Source organism: Mesorhizobium sp. M1329 (assembly GCF_040318035.1).
Classification (GTDB): Bacteria; Pseudomonadota; Alphaproteobacteria; order Rhizobiales; family Rhizobiaceae; genus Mesorhizobium.
In genome coordinates this window covers 44,762-63,745 of record NZ_JAMYLN010000028.1, presented here as the reverse complement: position 1 = coordinate 63,745, position 18,984 = coordinate 44,762, and the positions used below count along the sequence as shown (strand labels likewise).

At 62.8% G+C, this 18,984-nt stretch carries 15 protein-coding genes; 12 read left to right on the top strand and 3 right to left on the bottom strand.

Translation table 11 applies throughout. The features are described from left to right. The first annotated feature begins 3 nt into the window (after positions 1 to 3). From NKH21_RS24670 to NKH21_RS24645, 6 genes are all read left to right on the top strand, one after another. Positions 4 to 891, top strand: a complete 888-nt coding sequence (locus tag NKH21_RS24670) for a LysR substrate-binding domain-containing protein (RefSeq protein WP_352661690.1) — start codon at positions 4 to 6, stop codon at positions 889 to 891. A 124-nt stretch (positions 892 to 1,015) separates the two neighbouring features. After that, on the top strand, positions 1,016 to 2,110 hold the full coding sequence (locus NKH21_RS24665; protein WP_352661693.1) for an ABC transporter ATP-binding protein: 1,095 nt from the start codon (positions 1,016 to 1,018) through the stop codon (positions 2,108 to 2,110). 67 nt (positions 2,111 to 2,177) lie between these two features. Next, entirely contained in the window at positions 2,178 to 3,293 is a 1,116-nt protein-coding gene (locus NKH21_RS24660) for an ABC transporter substrate-binding protein (protein ID WP_352661696.1), read from the top strand. A gap of 17 nt (positions 3,294 to 3,310) precedes the next feature. Then, positions 3,311 to 4,144, top strand: coding sequence for an ABC transporter permease (locus tag NKH21_RS24655; RefSeq protein WP_031194462.1), 834 nt, complete (start codon positions 3,311 to 3,313; stop codon positions 4,142 to 4,144). A 4-nt stretch (positions 4,145 to 4,148) separates the two neighbouring features. Further along, the gene (locus NKH21_RS24650) at positions 4,149 to 4,955 is read left to right on the top strand and encodes an ABC transporter permease (protein WP_352661699.1); all 807 of its coding nucleotides are present in this window, start codon (positions 4,149 to 4,151) and stop codon (positions 4,953 to 4,955) included. Positions 4,956 to 5,044: 89 nt separating this feature from the next. Then, complete coding sequence (locus NKH21_RS24645; RefSeq protein WP_352649646.1) at positions 5,045 to 5,332, top strand: DUF982 domain-containing protein; 288 nt, start codon at positions 5,045 to 5,047, stop codon at positions 5,330 to 5,332. Positions 5,333 to 5,338: 6 nt separating this feature from the next. Here the strand turns inward: NKH21_RS24645 and NKH21_RS24640 are convergent, their stop codons facing one another. Beyond that, positions 5,339 to 6,406: a glycosyltransferase family 2 protein gene (locus NKH21_RS24640; RefSeq protein ID WP_352661702.1), complete on the bottom strand. Its 1,068-nt coding sequence runs from the start codon at positions 6,404 to 6,406 to the stop codon at positions 5,339 to 5,341. 467 nt (positions 6,407 to 6,873) lie between these two features. Next, the gene (locus NKH21_RS24635) at positions 6,874 to 8,205 is read right to left on the bottom strand and encodes a dicarboxylate/amino acid:cation symporter (RefSeq protein WP_352661705.1); all 1,332 of its coding nucleotides are present in this window, start codon (positions 8,203 to 8,205) and stop codon (positions 6,874 to 6,876) included. 236 nt (positions 8,206 to 8,441) lie between these two features. Between NKH21_RS24635 and NKH21_RS24630 the strand changes: the two genes are divergently transcribed. Then, on the top strand, positions 8,442 to 10,301 hold the full coding sequence (locus NKH21_RS24630; protein ID WP_352661708.1) for a sensor histidine kinase: 1,860 nt from the start codon (positions 8,442 to 8,444) through the stop codon (positions 10,299 to 10,301). A gap of 6 nt (positions 10,302 to 10,307) precedes the next feature. Then, entirely contained in the window at positions 10,308 to 11,657 is a 1,350-nt protein-coding gene (locus tag NKH21_RS24625) for a sigma-54-dependent transcriptional regulator (protein WP_352661711.1), read from the top strand. Between the two features lie 30 nt (positions 11,658 to 11,687). Here the strand turns inward: NKH21_RS24625 and NKH21_RS24620 are convergent, their stop codons facing one another. Then, on the bottom strand, positions 11,688 to 12,431 hold the full coding sequence (locus NKH21_RS24620) for a 2OG-Fe(II) oxygenase (RefSeq protein WP_352661714.1): 744 nt from the start codon (positions 12,429 to 12,431) through the stop codon (positions 11,688 to 11,690). 235 nt (positions 12,432 to 12,666) lie between these two features. On the opposite strand from NKH21_RS24620, the gene NKH21_RS24615 reads away from it, so the two are divergent. The 4 genes from NKH21_RS24615 to NKH21_RS24600 all read left to right on the top strand — a co-directional run bounded on the left by NKH21_RS24615 (position 12,667) and on the right by NKH21_RS24600 (position 18,733). Beyond that, complete coding sequence (locus NKH21_RS24615; RefSeq protein ID WP_352661717.1) at positions 12,667 to 14,760, top strand: tetratricopeptide repeat protein; 2,094 nt, start codon at positions 12,667 to 12,669, stop codon at positions 14,758 to 14,760. Between the two features lie 38 nt (positions 14,761 to 14,798). Beyond that, positions 14,799 to 16,571: a tetratricopeptide repeat protein gene (locus NKH21_RS24610; protein ID WP_352661720.1), complete on the top strand. Its 1,773-nt coding sequence runs from the start codon at positions 14,799 to 14,801 to the stop codon at positions 16,569 to 16,571. A gap of 177 nt (positions 16,572 to 16,748) precedes the next feature. Further along, on the top strand, positions 16,749 to 17,474 hold the full coding sequence (locus NKH21_RS24605; protein WP_352661723.1) for a 3-keto-5-aminohexanoate cleavage protein: 726 nt from the start codon (positions 16,749 to 16,751) through the stop codon (positions 17,472 to 17,474). 215 nt (positions 17,475 to 17,689) lie between these two features. After that, positions 17,690 to 18,733, top strand: a complete 1,044-nt coding sequence (locus NKH21_RS24600; protein WP_352661726.1) for an acyltransferase family protein — start codon at positions 17,690 to 17,692, stop codon at positions 18,731 to 18,733. Positions 18,734 to 18,984: the final 251 nt, after the last annotated feature.

Here is an 18,984-nt window from a genome sequence, read left to right as displayed (position 1 = left end):
CTCTTGAGAATTCCCTCGACGCAGGCGCTGCGCGCCCTCGACAGTTTTGCCCGCCACGGCAGCGTCTGGCGCGCCGCCGACGAACTGCATCTGACCCGCAGTGCCGTAAGTCATCAACTGCGCCTGCTCGAGCGCGATCTCGGCTTCGACCTGCTCGAGCGCATCGGCAAGGGCGTAGCGCTCACCCCGCGAGGCCAGCGCTATGCCAGCGATGTGCGCAAGGCGCTGACGGTGTTGGGTGACGCGGTGACGCGCCATGCCGGCACCGGCGTCGGCGGCTCGTTCAGCGTCAGTTGTACGCCGGGTTTCGCCTCGCTGTTCCTGTGCACCCATATCGGCGAGTTCCGGCAGATGTATCCCGATGTCGCGCTGCGCATCCTGACGCCGCGCCGCCTCGACGACGTCAGCAATGCCGAGGCCGACGCCTTCATCGCCTTCGGCGTAGGCAATTGGCCCAACCGCGCGGTCGAGCTGTTGTGCGAGATCTCGTTCACGCCGCTGTGCAGCCCGACGCTGCTCAACAAGATCGGCGGCTTCTCCAAGCCGGCAGACGTGCTGCCCGCCAATCTCCTGCATCTCGGCGATACCGAGGACTGGGCGCGCTGGCTGGCGCTGTCCAAGGTCGAGAACCCCGACCCGGAAGGCGGCATCTTCTTTTCCGACATGAACCTGGTCTTTTCGGCGGCGATCGCCGGCCAGGGCATCGCCATGGGCGACGAGCTGACCAGCGGCCGGGCACTGAGCGAAGGCCGGCTGGTGCGCCCCTTCGACATCGCGATCAATTCACCGCGCTCGTATTTTCTGGTTTCCGAGCACGCCAAGGCGGCGCATCCGGTGCTGGAAGCGTTTGGGCGGTGGCTGAGGTCGAAGCTGTCGGAGAACCAGCGTTAATCTCCCCCCGGAGGGGGAAGATTGGGGCATAGATGAATCAAATTTGCCGATCAGGCGAAAACTATTCGGTTGCGGTGAGCCGCCGCCCTGCCTACGATTTCGCCTACGCTAAGGAAAGGGCAGGATGCAGCAACCCGGCCGGGCCGCAGAGATCAAGGCAATCGGGATCGGCAAGAGCTTCGGCTCGTTCCGTGCGCTGGACGATCTGACGCTCGATATCGGCCGTGGCGAGTTCCTCACCCTGCTCGGCCCCTCCGGTTCCGGCAAGACTACCTTCCTGATGATCCTTGCCGGCTTCATTCAGCCGACCGACGGTCGCCTTTACAGCGACGGCGTCGACATCACCGAGCGGCCGGCCGAGCAGCGCGCCGCCGGCATGGTGTTCCAGGGCTACGCGCTGTTCCCGCATATGAGCGTCGAGGCCAACATCGCCTTCCCGCTCAAGGTGCGCAAGAAATCGGCGGCTGAGATCAAGCGCCGCGTCGGCGAGATGATCGAGCGCGTCGGGCTTAAGGGCCACGAGAAGAAACTGCCGTCGCAATTGTCCGGCGGCCAGCAGCAGCGGGTCGCGCTGGCGCGGGCGCTGGTGTTCGAGCCTGGTGTGCTTTTGCTCGACGAGCCGTTTTCGGCGCTCGACAAGGGCCTGCGCGGCCAGATGCAGGCCGAGATGAAGCGGCTGCACCAGGAGACCGGCACCACCTTCGTCTTCGTCACCCATGACCAGAGCGAGGCGCTGGCATTGTCGTCGCGCGTCGCCATCTTCAATCATGGAAAATTGCTGCAGGTCGGCGCGCCGGACGAGGTCTACGACCGGCCGGACAACCGCTTCGTCGCCGAGTTCCTAGGTGAGATCAACATGCTGCCGCTGAAGGGCGTGCGCCCGGCCGACAATGGCTCGACCGGCCTCTGCGAAGACCGCGCGATCAGCATGCGCTGCAAGGCCGAGAAGGTCCGTGGCGACGCCATCCTGGCGATCCGGCCCGAATACATGTCGATCGCGCCGGAAGCGGCCGCGGGCGAGAACGGCATTGCCGCCACTGCCGTTGCCTCGACCTATCTTGGCGCTGCGACGCGGCTCGATCTGACGACGCGCCAGGGCGCCAAGGTGACGGTGTCGGTGCCGAACGAGGTCGCCGCCTCCGCGCTCAGCAAGGGCAATTCCGTCTGGCTGACCTGGCCGGCGGAGAAAGGCTTCCTCCTTCCGAACGGAGGACAATGACCATCGGCGTGGCGAAGTCGCCAAGCTGACTTTCAGGAAATATCAACGACAAAAAAGGGGAACTGACATGACAAACCAAACCAAGAAAAATTCCATCGAGGCGCTGTCCGCCAGGGCAGTGCGCGGCGAGATCTCGCGCCGGCAGTTCACGCAGCTGGCAGCGCTGGTGCTGGCCGGCACGCCGATGCTGCTGCGCTCGACCGGCGCCTCTGCCGCGGCGAAAGAACTGGTGCTGGTCAACTGGGGCGGCGACGCCATCACCGCCTACGACGCCGCTTACGGCCAGGCCTTCACCAAGGAGACCGGCATCACCGTCAAGATGGACGGCTCCGGCCCGACGGAAGGCGCGATCGCGGCGCAGTTCAAGAGCGGCGCGCCGACCTGGGACCTGGTCGACGTCGATCCGTTCTCGGCGATCACGCTTGGCGCGCAAGGCATGCTCGAACCGATCGATTATTCGATCGTCGACAAGAAGAAGATGCGGCCGGGATTCGGCTGGGAATACGCAGCCTCGACCTATTTCTTCTCCTATGTCATCGCCTACGATGCCGAGAAATACGGCAGCCAGGCACCGACCGGCATGGCCGACTTCTTCGACGTGGCAAAATTCCCCGGCAAGCGCTCGCTCTACAAATGGGGCGTGTCGAGCTGGGAAGCGGCACTGCTTGCCGACGGCATCGCGCCGGCCTCGCTCTATCCGCTTGACCTGAAGCGCGCGCATGACAAGATCGCTGCCTTCAAGGAGAACGTCGTCGCCTATTGGGGTGGCGGCGCCGAAAGCCAGAGCGTGCTGCTCAATGGCGAGGCCTCGATGGCGATCGTCTGGTCGACCCGGGCTTCGCTTATCGAGCAGGATTCCGGCGGCAAGATCAAGTTCATCTGGGACCAGGGCCTGATCTCGCCCGGCGCGCTCGCCGTGCTCAAAGGCAATCCCGGCGGCAAGGACGCGGCGATGAAGTTCATCGCCAGCACGCAGGACCCGGAGAAGGAACTCATCATGTTCGAGAAGCTCGGCCAGGGTCCGGCCAATCCGGCCGCCGACGCGCTGATCCCTGCCGACAAGAAGCGCATCAACCCCGTCGATCCCGAGAACATGAAGAAGCAGATCCCGCTCGACATGGATTGGTACGCCAAGAACTACGGGGCGGCACTCGACGAATACACGAAGATCATCTCCGCCTGACAAGCCGGGATAACCGGATGAGAGCATACCTCTCCGACAGGATGGGCGCGGCGCTGTTGATGGCGCCGCTGCTCCTCTTTCTTGTGCTGGCCTACGCCTGGCCATTCCTTGGCGTGGTCAAATGGAGTTTTACGCTGCCCACGCCGGGGCTGGGGCAGTACAATGCGCTGCTCACGGATCAGTTGGTGCAGTCGGTCTTCATCCGCACGCTGCGCATCGCGGCGATCGTGACGATCGTTTCAGTTGCCGCCGCCTACGCCATCACCGTTGTCTGGGTGCGCGGCACGCCCGTGCAGCGTGTCGTGGCCGAATTCTGCATCCTGGTGCCGTTCTGGATCTCTGTGCTGACGCGCGCCTTCGGCTGGGTGGCGCTTTTGTCCAATCGCGGCCTGATCAACACCTGGCTGCAGGCGGTCGGCTTCATCTCGGAGCCGCTGGCGCTGGTGCGCAACGAGTTTGGCGTCATCGTTGGCATGACGCATTTCCTCATCCCCTTCGCGGTGTTTCCGCTGGCCTCTTCGATGCGCAGCCTCGACGACCGTGTGCTGCTGGCGGCGCGCGGCCTCGGCTCCAGCCGCATGCGCACCTTCTGGTCGGTGTTCGTGCCGATGACCCGCTCCGGCATCATCGGCTCGGCGCTGATCGTCTTCGTCTTTTCGCTGGGCTTCTTCGTCACGCCGGCGATCCTCGGCGGTGGCCGCAGCGTGATGATCGCCGAGCTGATCTATCTCCGCATCTTCCAGAGCCCGGACTGGGGCCTGGGTGCTGCGATCAGCGTGGTGCTGGTGCTGTTCGTCGGCGCGCTGATGGCGCTGCTGTTCCGCTATATCAGGCCAAAGCAACTGGTGTAGCGCGATGCCGACCTACCGCCCCGGTCCCATCTCGCTGATCCTCGCCGCCCTGGTCGCGCTGTTCCTGCTGCTGCCGCTGCTCGCCGTCATTCCGGTGTCGCTGACGCCGAGCCGCATGCTGGCGATGCCATCCGGCGAACTGTCGCTGCGCCATTACCGGGCGCTGATCGAGGATCCGCGCTGGATCAATTCGATCCTGCTCTCGATCAGGATCGGCGTCGTCAGCAGCGCCTTTTCCACGGTGCTGGCACTCTGCTTCAGCCTCGGCGTCTGGATGTTCCAGCCGCGCTTCACGGCAGCATTGGTCGGCTTCGTGCTGCTGCCGATGGTGGTGCCGCCGGTGGTATCGGCAATCACGCTCTATTTCCTGCTGACCTCGATTTCGGGGTTCTCGTCGTTCTTCGGCTATGACACCTGGCTCGGTGTCGCCATGGCGCATGCGGTGATGACTGTGCCCTTTGCCACGGTGCTGATCCTGGTATCGCTCAGCCAACTCGACCGCCGCATCGACCTCGCTGCCCGCGGCCTCGGCGCGACCGTGTGGGAACGCGCCACCCGCATCATCATGCCCAACATCAAGTTCGGCATCGTCACCGCGGCACTGCTCTCCTTTGTGCTGTCCTGGGAAGAGATCGGCGTCACCCTGTTCATCACATCGGTCAACGCCATCACGCTGCCGCGCTTGATGTGGATGGGCCTGCGCGACAACATCGACCCGGCGATCGCCGCACTCTCGGTGATCCTGATCGTCATTACGGTGCTGGTGCTTGTGGCGCGCAGCGTCGTGGTCAGGCTGCGCGAGGCGCAGTGAGGGCGGCCTCACGCCGTGGTGACTGGCGCGAATGAAACCTTGCGCTACGATTTTCGTTATAGGTAGTTCAACACGTCGAAGGCTTCGCCATGAACCAAGGATGGTTTTCCAAGCCGGTTGCGGTTGCGGTCGGCATCGTGGGAGATATCCGCAACATTTCCAACGCACGGCAGGCTGTCGAATTGCTGGAGGCCCATTGGCGCGACGCCGGCAGCGCCAAACACGGCTTGGCACTGCGCACATGCCGCCGCGCCATGAGCGACGACCGCTGGACCGAAGCCGCCAGGGACGCGTTCATCGAGGCCGCGCGGGAGGCGCATGTCCTGGTCGAGCGAGCCGTCGAACCGGAGGGTCGATCCCGGCAGCAGGGGCCGTGATCGCCACTAACCCATCGCATGGCGGATGGTCTTGGACAGGCGGCTCAAAAATGCCGGCCTCGACGACGCGTCAAGCTTCCACGACAGGACCGCGGTCGCCATTTTCCGCGGCAACACCCCGACCGACAGGAACCACGCGGCAAGGATGGCGCGCCGCCGCAGTGACGCGGTCATTTCAAGGCTGGCGACGGCGCCAGCCGCCCCGAGCGCCAGCCGGGAATCGTCGGCCACAGGGTGTCGGTCTCTGTCGGCGCAAAGCGACGCCAGCCGCTCTTCCAGGTGGACCGGATCGTGGCGCACGGCATCCGAGGGCACGATGGTCAGGCCGATCCCGGAGGCCTGGTCCGACAGCGCCTGCATGCGGCGGAAATCGTGGGTTACCCGCCAGCGTGCCCGCTCGGCGAGCTTTTCACCGAAGACCGAATGGTTGGCGCCATGGATCCGGTAGGCGCCGAGGCATTCGTCGATCGATTGGACATGCCCGTACATCGGCGCCAGCGTTGCCAGATAGCCGTCGGCGCCCTGGCGGAACTCCGGCTCCGGTATCGGCATGATCGATTCCAGGGTTGCACGGTCAAAGGCGAGCCCGCTGGTCACGGTGGTCTGATAGCGGCCTTTGTGCAGAAGTTTCGGCATGACGTCGCCACTGTCGAAGGGCAGTTCGGGCGGCGGAAAGACATCCTTGATGCGTTGCCCCTCGTCGACGATATGCAGTCTGGACTGCACCTGGGCGGTTGCCTCGTCCCAGGTGTCGACAATGGTGGAGACGGCGGTCGGATAGAGATAATCGTCGGCGTCGAGGAACAGGACGATCTTGCCCGAACTCGCCGCAAAGCCGGTGTTAAACGCCGCCGCGTGTCCGCCATTTTGCGCTCGCGGGCATGCGAGGATCTCGTCGCGATACGATTCCATGATTGTCGTGGAATTGTCCTGCGATGCATCGTCGACGACGATGACTTCAACATCCGCGTAGTCCTGCTCGAGGGCGCTGTCGATGCTGCGTTTGAGGAACCGCGCATAGTTGTAGTTCGGGATGATGATGGATACCGGAATCCTGTTTTGGACAGACTGCATCGCGTTTGACCTCGCATCTTGCTTTGGTTCGGCAAAGGCCCGCTCATGGGCCTGCCCCTCTTCAAGCGCCCCTCTTGGCGCGCAACGAGTTCCCTGGGAGAAAGCCTGCGCTTTCCACGAGGAGACCGGTCACGTTTCGCTTTGCGACTTCGTACTGAGGCCGCCATTGCCTTCGAGGCTGCTGCCATGGTCAGGGGTCGGCGGCAGCAAAAGCTCCGACGATTTCGGCAAGGATGAGATGCAACCGAGCCCGACGGAAATGTCTCGCCTCGCGATCAGGTCGGGAGCGAAGCGGACGGTGCCATGAAGGCATGGCGGATACTGGCCTTCAAATGCGGCTGGAACAAGCCCCGCGTCGAAAACAGAGCCACTTCAGGTTGCGTTTCAGGCGGCATGCCACGACCGCCGGTGCTTTTGCCCGGAGCCGGCGAACCGCCTCCGGGCTTATAGTCATGTGGCCTAAACAGTCAGGCGGCCTGCAAACCCGGCAGCGACAGGTCGACTTCCTCCGGCAAGTCGCCGGCCATGGCGGCGGCAAACTTCGTCTGGTCGAGTTCCCCCTCCCAGCGCGCCACCACCACTGTCGCCACGGCATTGCCGATGAAATTGGTCAGCGCCCGGCATTCCGACATGAAGCGGTCGACGCCGAGGATCAGCGCCATGCCGGCGACCGGTACGGTGGGTACGACCGAGAGCGTCGCCGCCAGGGTGATGAAGCCGGCGCCGGTGATGCCGGCGGCACCCTTGGAGCTCAGCATGGCGACGGCGAGCAGCAGGATCTGGTCGCCGTAGGTGAGCGGCGTGTCGGTCGCCTGCGCGATGAACAGCGCCGCCAGCGTCATATAGATGTTGGTGCCGTCTAGATTGAAGGAATAGCCGGTCGGGATGACCAGGCCGACCACCGAGCGGTTGCAGCCGGCGCGCTCCATCTTGGCCATGAGACCCGGCAATGCCGCTTCCGAGGACGAGGTGCCGAGCACCAGCAGCAGCTCTTCCTTGATATAGCGGATCAGCGCCAGGATCGAGAAGCCATTGTAGCGGGCGACCGCGCCGAGCACCACCAGCACGAACAGCAGCGCGGTCAGGTAGAACGTGCCGATCAGCATGGCGAGGTTGGCGATCGAGCCGATGCCGTATTTGCCGATGGTGAAGGCCATGGCGCCAAACGCGCCGATCGGCGCGGCCTTCATCAGGATGGCGACCAGGCGGAAGATCGGCGTGGTCAGCGCCTGCAGGAAATCGACGACCGGACGGCCGCGATCGCCGACCAGCGCCAGGGCGACGCCGAACAGCACCGAGAAGAACAGCACCTGTAGGATGTCGCCCTGTGCGAAGGCGCCGGTGATGGTGTCGGGGATGATGTTCATCAGGAAGCCGACGATGGTTGTGTCGTGCGCCTTCTCGGCATAGGCGGCCACCTTGGTGGTATCGAGCGTCGCCGGATTGATATGCATGCCGGCGCCGGGCTGGACGACATTGGAGACGACCAGGCCGACGACCAGCGCCAGCGTCGAGAACACCAGGAAATAGATCATCGCCTTGCCGGCGACGCGGCCGACCTTCTGCAGGTCGGAAACGCCGGCGATACCGGTCGTCACCGTCAGGAAGATCACCGGCGCGATCACCATCTTCACCAGTTTGATGAAGGCGTCGCCGAACGGCTTCATCGCCTCGCCGGTTTCGGGATAGAAATGGCCGAGCAGCACGCCGGCGGCGATCGCCGCCAGCACCTGCACATAAAGATGCCGGTATAAGGGTACTTTGCCGCGCGGCTCGGTGGCAGCGATTGTTGTCTGCATGACGTCCTCCATGGCGCCCCGATCGAAAGCTCGACTCCCCGGGGCAGTTGTTTTGACCAGCAGCCTCGCGACTGCTGAATTCGTGTTTGCAACAGCTGTGCCAGATACGCAGAAGAGCTTTTCATCATTGATTTTGTTGAGCATTCGCAAACGACTGCAGTGCGGGACGCATGGGCAAGTGCGAATCTCCGCATAGGTCGAATTGTGCTTTGTGCGAATTCATGCACAAATGGGCGATGCTGCAACGCCCCGCCGGTGCCTTGTCTTCGACCCCCGAGCAACTCGCCAGGCGGGCGCGCCGAGCCTGGCTGCTGTTTGCGGCCGTCGCCCTGCTGATCGTCACGGCAGCGCTCTATGGCGCCGGCCTTTACGGCCGCACCGCCGAGATCGGGACCCTGGCGGCGCAGGGGCGTACCGACGCCAATCTGAAGGTCGCGCTGCTGCGCGCCGTGCTCGAAAGCCCGCGCGCCCTGCCCCTGCTTCTGTCCGCAGACCAGCAAGTGCGCGACGCGCTGTCGCAAAAAAATGCCGCGGCAATCGATGTGCTGAACCGCAAGCTCGAGGGGCTGGTCTCCGGCACCAAGGCGTCGGTACTCTATGTCATCGGCACCGACGGACTGGCGATCGCCTCCAGCAACTGGCGCGAGCCGATCAGCTTCGTCGGCAATGACTACCGTTTTCGCGATTATTTCTCCGGCGCGATGCAGGCCGGAACCGCCGAATATTTTGCACTCGGCAATGTCAGCAAGCGTCCCGGCCTCTACATTTCGCGCCGCGTCGGCGATGCAGCCGCACCGCTCGGTGTCGTCGTCGTCAAGATGGAGTTCGACCAGCTCGAAGCCGACTGGCGCGAGGCGAACCGCCCGGCCTATGTCAGCGACGAGAATGGCGTCGTCCTGATCACCAGCGTGCCGTCCTGGCGCTTCATGACAACCGCGCCGCTGGCCGCACCTGAGCAGGCCGCAATTCGCGACAGCCAACAGTTCGGCGACGCGCCGCTTGTGCCGTTGCCGATCATGCACCCGCAGGCGCTCAGCCCGGATGTGTCGATTGTTCACGCGGTGACGCCCGGCGGCAGCGACGCGGAGTATCTCAGCCTTTCCACGCCGGTTCCTTCGACCCCCTGGCGGCTCGACTATCTCATCCCGGTCGAAGGGCCGATCGCCGCCGCCGTCCGCGAAATGCGGCTTCTTGCGCTCGGCGTCGTCGTCCCGCTGCTCGGCCTTGCCGCCTATCTGTTGTGGCGCCGGCAGTCGGCGCAGATGCGGATTGCCGCCGAACAGGCGGCCCGCATCGAGCTCGAACGCCGCGTCGTCGAACGGACCGAGGATTTGAGCCGCGCCCGCGACCGGCTGCAGGCCGAGATATCAGACCACCGCAGCACGGAAGCCAAGCTCCAAATCGTGCAGCAGGATCTGGTCCAGGCCAACCGCCTCGCCATCCTCGGCCAGGTCGCCGCCGGTGTCGCCCATGAGATCAACCAGCCGGTCGCCACCATACGCGCCTATGCCGACAATGCCCGCACCTTCCTCGACCGCAAGCAGACCGGGCCGGCCGAGGAAAACCTCGGCGCTATCGCAGCCCTTACCGAACGTATCGGCTCAATCACCGAGGAGTTGAAGGCATTTGCCCGCAAGGGCCGCACCGCCGCCGAGCCTGTCGAATTGCGTGGTGTCATCGAGGGCGCGGTCGTGCTGTTGAGGAGCCGCTTTGCCGGCCGGCTCGACGCATTGGCCATCGACCTGCCGCCGCCGAGCCTCAAGGTCATGGGCAATCGGGTCCGGCTCGAACAGGTGCTGATCAACCTCTTCCAGAACGCACTGGAGGCGCTCGACGGCCGCGACGACGCTCATGTGCAGGTTTCGGTCGAAGAGACCGCGGACGGCGTCACGGTCGGCGTGTCCGATAACGGACCCGGCATTCCGCCAGGGATCCTCAAATCGCTGTTCACGCCGTTCAACACCTCCAAGGAAAAAGGCCTTGGCCTTGGCCTCGTCATCTCGAAGGACATCGTCGCCGATTATGGCGGCCGTATCGAAGTTTCGAGCGACGACAGCGGAACCCGCTTCACCATTCATCTCCAGACAGCAGCGTAAGCCATCATGACGAACGACAATGCCGCGCCGGTGATCCTGATCGACGACGACCGCGATCTCCTCAAGGCCACCGCGCAGACGCTGGAGCTTGCCGGCTTCTCGGTCTCGGCCTTTGCGGTGGCCGCCGAGGCGCTGGCCAGGCTCGACGCCGGTTTTGCCGGCGTCGTGGTGTCCGATATCCGCATGCCTCAGATCGACGGCTTGCAGCTTTTCAACCGCATCCTACGGCTGGATGCCGACATTCCCGTCATCCTCATCACCGGCCACGGCGACATCGCCATGGCCGTCAAGGCGATCAAGGACGGCGCCTACGACTTCATCACAAAGCCTTTCGCCGCCGACCGGCTGGTGCAGAGCGTGCGCCGCGCGGCTGAAAAGCGCCGCCTGGTGATGGAGAACCGCGCCTTGCGCGAGGCGGCCGGAGAGGCGCAGGACGGCCTGCCGCTGATCGGTCAGACGCCGGCGATGGACAGGCTGCGCCGCACACTGCGCCAGATCGCCGACACCGACGTCGATGTACTGGTCACCGGCGAGACCGGCTCCGGCAAGGAAGTGGTGGCAAGCCTTCTGCATCGCTGGAGCCGCCGCGCCAAGGGCAATTTCGTCGCGCTGAATTGCGGCACGCTGCCGGAGACCGTCATCGAGAGCGAGTTGTTCGGCCATGAGGCCGGCGCCTTCACCGGCGCGCAGAAGAAACGGATCGGCCGCATCGAGCATGCCAGCGGCGGCACGCTGTTCCTCGACGAGATCGAAAGCATGCCGGTCTCGACACAGGTGCAGATGCTGCGTGTGCTGGAGATGCGCGAGGTCACCCCGCTCGGCACCAACGAGGTGCGGCCGGTGGATCTGCGCGTCGTCGCCGCCGCCAAGGTCGACCTCGGCGATCCGCGCCAGCGCGGCGCTTTCCGTGAGGACCTCTACTACCGGCTCAACGTCGTGACGATCTCGATTCCGCCGCTGCGCGAGCGCCGCGACGACGTAGCCCTGCTGTTCTTCTATTTCGCCGAGCGCGCCGCCGCCCGCTTCCACCGCCAGGTGCCGGCAGTGCCGGCGACGGTGCATCGCCATCTCAGCGACCATGACTGGCCGGGCAATGTGCGCGAACTGGCGCATTTCGCCGAGCGGTTCGTGCTTGGATTGGAGGAAGGCGCCGAAGCCCCTGCCCCGACCCAATCGAACACCGCCATGAAGCTACCGGAGCGGCTGGAGCGCTACGAGGCCGACATCATCCGCGAGACGCTTGGCCGCAACGAGGGCGACGTCAGGCGCACGATCGAAGCGTTGGGGATTCCGCGCAAGACCTTCTACGACAAGCTCCAGCGCCACGGCATCGTCCGCAGCGATTTTTCCAGGTAACCGCCGCCGGGCCTCGACCGGGCGGCTCGGTTACTTGGCGTCGTGGAAGATAATACCGACAGTGTGGCGCATGCCGGAGCGAAGCCGGCTGACGCCGTGCCTGAGATTGACCCGGTAATTGCCTCGTGTGCCCTGGACCGGACGATTGTGGACCGCGAAGGCGACGGCATCGCCCTGGCGCAGCGGCACCACCTCGACGCGGCTTTGCATGCGCGGACGCTGCTCGGTCAGCACGAACTCGCCGCCGGTGAAATGCTTGCCCGATTCGGACAACAGGATCGCCACCTGCAGCGGGAAGGCAAGATCGCCGTAGAGATCCTGGTGCAGGCAGTTGAAGTCGCCCGGGACATATTGCAGCAAGAGCGGCGTCGGCCGCGTCTGGCCCTGCTCGTGGCATTGCCTGAGGAACGCGGCGTGTTCGTCGGGATAGCGCTGCGCGATACCCATGCGCGCGTTCCAGTCGTTGGCGACCGCAGCGAGGCGCGGATAGAGCGCGGTGCGCAAGCCGCCGATCAGATCGGGCAAGGGATAGCGGAAATAGCGGTACTCGCCCTTGCCGAAACCATGCCGTGCCATCTGGACATGGCTGCGGAAATGGCTCTCGTCCGGATAGAGCCCGGCGATCTGCCGGCACTCCTGCGGCGTCAGCAGCTTTTCCATCACTGCGCAGCCATAGCCGCTCAGTTCATCGGCCAGCGTCCGCCAGTCATATCCGGCAACGCGCACCTCAGCCGATTTGACCGCCGCTTTCGCGCCTATCGAATGGATTGTCATGGCTCCGCCTCCTGTGGCTTCTCTGTCATTGAGATGGGTGAAACGGCGCGCGCGGACCACCCGTTTCTTGCAGGGTGAGCTCGTTAGCGATTGTCTCGCGGATTTCGTTGAATACAATGCAGCTGGACTTGCCGCGATGGGGGGCGAATTGATCGGACGGGTTCGACAAAGGGACGGGGCAGTCCCGCAATTCCTCGTTTGCCTCGTCGCGATACTGGTCTCGGCGCTCCCGGCCTTGTCCGCCAGCAGCGACTGTGTCAGCGATGACGAGGTCGAGGCAAGCACGCGGATCGCCGCCTGCACGCGCATGATCGAGGATCCCACGGAGCCTGTGGCCAACCGCGCGACTGCCTACTACAAGCGCGGCGAGGCACGGGCGTCACAAGGCGACTACGACCGCGCGATTGCAGATTTGGGCCAGGCTATCGACCTCGATTCGACATTTGCTGGTGCTTACTATGTCAGAGGCATCACAATGGTCGAAGAGGGCGAAAATGATCGCGCCATCGCCGATTTTGGCCAGGTGATCAGCCTCGACCCGACAAACCCCGAGGCGTACAACAGCCGAGGTGTCGCCTGGGAGCACAAGGGCGACTACGACCGCGCCATTACAGACTATGATCAGGCCATCAGCCTCGATCCGAAGCATTCCGATGCCCACAGCAACCGGGGTAACGCCTGGGCAGACAAGGGCGACTACGATCGTGCCGTCGCCGACTACGACCAGGCAATCAGCCTCGATCCTAAAAATGCGGGAGCCTATAACAACCGTGGCGTTGCCTGGAAACAGAAGGGCGAATACGACCGAGCCATCGCCGACTACGAACAGGCGATCAGTCTGAATGCGGAAGACGCCAAAGCCTACAGCAATCGTGGTGCTGTCTGGGTACTAAAAGGCGACTATGACCGCGCGATTGCAGACTATGATCGTGCGATCAGCCTCGAGCCGAAACATGCCGACACTTATGGAGATCGTGGCATCGCTTGGACACGCAAGGGCGACTATGACCGCGCCATTGTAGATTATGATCGTGCGATCAGCCTCGACCCGAAACATGCCGACACTTATGGAGATCGTGGCATCGCTTGGGCACGCAAGGGCGATAATGATCGCGCCCTTGCCGACTACGATCAGGCAATCGGCCTAGGTCTGAAAGAGGCCAGCACCTACTACAACAGAGGCGTGGCCTGGGCACGCAAGGGCGACTACGACCGCGCCATTGCGGATTATGACCAAGCGATCGGCCTCAATCCTCAGGACGCTAGTGCTTACAACAATCGAGGCGTTGCCTGGAAACACAAGGGCGATTACGACCGCGCTATCGCGGATTATGACCAAGCGATCGGCCTCGATCCCCAGGACGCCACCGCTTACAACAACCGTGGCATTGCCTGGAAGAAGAAGGGCGACGACGACCGCGCTGTCGCCGACTACACGCAGGCAATCAGCCTCGACCCAAAAAACGTTGATGCCTGGTACAACCGGGGCCTCGTCTGGTCTGACAAGGGCGACTATGACGGCGCCATCGCCGACTTCAGCCAGGCGATCACGCTCGATCCTAAAGACCCAACTGCCTACGACAACAGAGGCAATGCCTGGGCACACAAGGGCGACGATGACCGCGCCATCGCCGACTACAGCCAGGCGATCGTGCTCGATCCAGGACATGCCAAAGCCTTCAGGTACCGAGGCCGTATCTGGCACAAGAAGGGCGACAATGACCGCGCCCTTGCCGACTACGACAAGGCGATCAGCCTCGATCCGAAAGACGCCCGTGCTTACAATGGCCGGGGCGTTGTCTGGTCGGCAAAGGGCGACTACGCCCGCGCGACCGCCGACTACGATCGGGCAATCAGCCTCGATCCGAAATATGCCTATGCCTATTTGGGCCGCGGCATTCTCTCCTTCTATTCGAGCGCGCTGGCCAAGGCGCAAGCCGATTTCGAACACGCGGCCATGCTCAAGCCCGACAATGCCTATTTTGCGATCTGGCTGGAGATGACCGAGCGGCGCAACGGTGCGGTGAGCCACTTGCAGGAAGCGACTGAAAAGCTCGACATGACCAAATGGCCGGCGCCAGCGGTTCGCATGCTGCTTGGAGAACTAACGCCGGCCGAGGTGCTGGCGGCAGCCGACGACGTCGACCCGGCCAAGAAGCGTGGCAATTCGTGCGAGGCGAACCTGTTCATCGCCGAACTCGATCGGCTGCAACGCCATGACGACGAAGCCTTGCGGCTCTACCGGGTCGCTGCCAGCGATTGCCCTGGGGACTATTACGAATACGTTGCGGCCAAGGCCGCTCTGCACGAGTTGGGCGCGGTTCCGTGACGACAATTTCCAAGAGTTTTGATGACCCGAGGAGCGAATTGACCGGACCGGTTCGAGAACGGCACAGGTTTTTCTGGCGCACGCTGGCTGGTCTCATCGTCCTGCTTGTCACGGGGCTTCCGGCCTTGTCCGCCAGCAGCGACTGCGTCAGCGACGACGAGGTCGAGGCAAGCACGCGGATCGCCGCCTGCACGCGCATGATCGAGGATGCGACAGAGCCTGTCGAAAACCGTGGCATTGCCTATTTCAAGCGCGGCAATACCTTAACGGAACGAGGCGACTACGACCGCGCCATTGCCGACTACAGCGCGTTCATCGGCATCGCCCCGACCGTCGCCAGCGGCTACTATAACCGGGGCATCAGCTGGGTCTTCAAGGGCGACTACGACAAGGGCATCGCCGATCTGGACAAGGCGATCAGCCTGGACCCGAAATATGGCGATGCTTACTACAACCGCGGCGTCGCCTGGACCTTCAAGGGCGAGAACGACCGGGCTTTGGCCGACTATGACAGGGCAATCAGCCTCAATCCCGGAGACGGCAGAAATTACCACAATCGCGGGCTGATCTGGTCACGCAAAGGCGACGACGACCGCGCGATAGTCGACTTCGATCAGGCCATCAGGCTCAACCCGAACGACGCCGGGTCCCTGAACGATCGAGCCGATGCGTTGACCAGCAAGGGCGATGCAGCGCGCGCCCTGGCCGACTATGACAAGGTGATCGGCCTCGATCCGAAAAACGCGCATGCCTACTACCGGCGCGGCAACGCCCGGCTGACGGACGGCGATTTTGACGGCGCCATCACCGACTACAACCAAGTGATCAGCCTCGATCCGAACGATGCGAGCATCTGGTACAACAGAGGGGTGGCCTGGTCAGGCAAGAGCGACAATGACCACGCCATCGCCGACTACGACAAGGCGATCAGCCTCGATCCGAAAGACCCCAAAGCGTACTTCAATCGAGGTGTCGCCTGGGCTAGCAAGGGAGACAATGATCGCGCCATCGCCAACTACGACCAGGTGATCAAGCTCGACCCGAAACAGGCCCTCGCATATAATAATCGGGGCTTGGCCTGGATGGCAAAGGAGAACGATGTTCGCGCCTTCGCGGACTACAGCCACGCAATCGATATCGACCCAACACTTGCCATCGCCTATAGCAACCGAGGCTTTCTCTGGAACAAGCGAGGTGATTACGATCAGGCCATCGCCGAATACGACCGGGCGATTGGTCTCGATCCGAAAAATGCAAGAATTTACCACAACCGCGGCGTTGCCTGGATGGCAAAGGCCGGCGACGGTCGAGCCATTGCTGACTTCGACCAAGCGATCCTGCTCGATCCGAACTATCCGTACAGCTACTCAAACAGGGGTGTTCTCTATTTCTATTCTGGCTCGCTGGCCAAGGCGCAGGCTGACTTTGAAAAGGCGGCCGCGCTCAAGCCCGACTACGCCTATTTTGCCATATGGCTGGATATTGTTGAACGACGCAACGGTGCGGCGGGCCATTTGCGGGAGGCAGCTTCTAAGCTCGACATGACGAAGTGGCCGGCGCCTGTGGTTCGAATGCTGCTTGGCGAAAAGACGCCGACCGCGACATTGAACGACGTCGATGACTCGGATCCAACCAGGAAACACGGCAAATTTTGCGAGATCAGTTTCTATAGCGCGGAACTCAGCCGGCTCAAAGGGCACCGCGATCACGCCCTATGGCTTTACAGGCATACCGTCAGCCATTGTCCAAAGAGTTTTATCGAATACCGTGCCGCCAACGCTGCATTACGCGAGTTGGGTGTTTCGCCGTAACTCTGCCCGACGGATGTTCGTTTGCTAAGAAAACTAAGCCGAACAACACGATAGAGGTGCATTCTGCCAGACTGATTCAGGCTGTGCCGCGTCCGTATGTCAGGAGCCTTCGCCAGCGCGATTCCGGTTTTCACTGGCCCGCGCTAGACTGGCAGCAACCTTAACCGGGCCACCTCCATGATCGTCCAGACCTGCATCAATGGCGCGCGCAGCGCCGACTTCCACCCCAACCTGCCACTCGACGCGGAGGCCATGGCGCGTGACGGCGCGGCCTGCGTCGCTGCCGGTGCCGCCGAGCTGCATGTTCATGCCCGCGGGCTGGACGGTCGCGAAAGCCTGGCTCCGATGGCTATGGACCGGACGGTGCTGGCGCTCCGCCGCGCCTGCCCGGGGACGCTGATCGGCGTGTCGACCGGTGCCTGGATCGAGAACGACGACCAGCGGACACTGGCTGCGATCGCCGGCTGGGGCGAACTGCCCGACTACGCCTCGGTCAATCTCAGCGAAGACGCCGCCCCCGCCGTCATGGAGCGTCTGCGCCAGCGCGGCATTGGTATCGAGGCCGGGCTCGCCTCGGTCGCCGATGCCGAGCGGCTGGTGAGCCTCGACCATGGCAAACGCGTGCTGCGCATCCTGATCGAAATCTCCGAGCAGGAGCCGGACGCTGCGCTGGAGATCAGCGACGATATCGCCGCCGTGCTCGACGGCGCCGGAATGCGCCGGGCAATCCTGCTGCACGGCGCCGACGCCACGGTCTGGCCTTTCGTGCACCGGGCGGCGGGACGCCGTTGGTCGACGCGCGTCGGACTGGAAGACGGCAAGGAGCTTCCTGATGGAACGGTAGCATCCGGTAACGCCGCGCTGACAGCGGCAGCCGTCGCCATCTTCGAGGCCAGCCGTTAGCGCGGGGAAGCGTTGATGACGGCCAATCTCCTCTTCACGGGGAGATGCCAAGTTTTTGGCAACGAGGCAGGACAAAGTCGGGCGAGCCCAAGTGTGGCCGCGCGCCAATTTCAGTAAAACTTATCTAAAACTTTATATATTAATTAAACCAGCAGTTAATCAGCACACCAACGATCACGTGTGTTAAAGCTCTCCCGCACCGGGGACCATTTTTGATGAACATCATTCCACAGAATGATCACGCTGCGCCGCGTCGGGTTCAACAATATACATCGATACAGGTCCTGCGCGGGCTAGCAGCCCTCATGGTTGTTATCTATCATCTTCCGGCCGCACTGGGCATGCTCGATCTGCGTATTCCCGTTCTAAACAGTGGCGTCGACCTGTTTTTCGTCATCAGTGGTTTTGTCATGATTCTCTCGACGGAGAACAGACGTCGCGACCACCGAGCATTTTTGATGCAGCGGTTCACGCGCGTCGTTCCGTTCTATTGGGTCATGACCTTCCTCATGGTCGCCGCACTTTGGTTGTTTGCCGCTCGTGCAGTGTCTCTTGAGCAGATCAGCAATAGCCTGCTTTTCATACCCTATCTCGATACGGTCACAGGCTTTGTCCAACCGGTGCTTGGCGTGGGCTGGACGCTCAATCTGGAAATCCTGTTTTACATTCTGTTCGCGGCGACTATGCGTTTTGGCAGGTTGACGCAAATGGCCGCGGTCGGCGTTGTCTTTGCAATCGCCGTGGCGGCGCGCATCATCTTCAAACCCGCCGCCGACACTGTGCTGTTTTTCTATACCACGCCAATCCTGTTTGAGTTCCTTGCCGGCATGGCTCTCGGCCACCTGGTCGGCAGACTGGCGCGTTTGCCTGCCGTCCCGGGTGTCTCGGCAATCGTGTTCGGCATCGTGTCCATGCTGGTGATGGTACTTGGCTTCAACTTGCCGCGAACCCTTGCTCAGGGAATCCCGGCGTTGATCCTTGTCGCGGGTTGCATCAGCCTGGAAAGCTACTTCCGGCTTTTTGCTCCTCGCGTGCTGGCAAGGTTGGGTGACGCTTCCTACTCTCTCTATCTGACGCATCCTATTGTGCTGCTTGCGACTGCTCCTGTCGTTGCAAGCGCCAATGTATCACCATGGCTTGCTGGCATGGTGATTGTCGCCGCCTGCATTGCCGTCTCCCTGGCCAGCTACAGTTTTATTGAAAAGCCGGTTTTGGCCATTTCGCGGATGAGCCTCTCCGCCCGTCACGTGAAGGCATGAGTTGCAGCTGCGCCCCGCAGAACGACGCTATCCCGCCAACCTTAAACCGGCGGCGCTGAACCTTCAAAAGATCCGGAAACAAAAAACCCGCCTCGGGCGGACGGGTCGTTGGAGCCAATTGGCACCACACCCAAATTAGTAGCATAGCTGCCGGCACAAAGCAAGAACAAAATGTGGCATCTGCGACGAAACTACCGACAGGCACAGAGCCACGGCGGATGACATGGCTCTTGCCGTTGTTAAAAATCTCT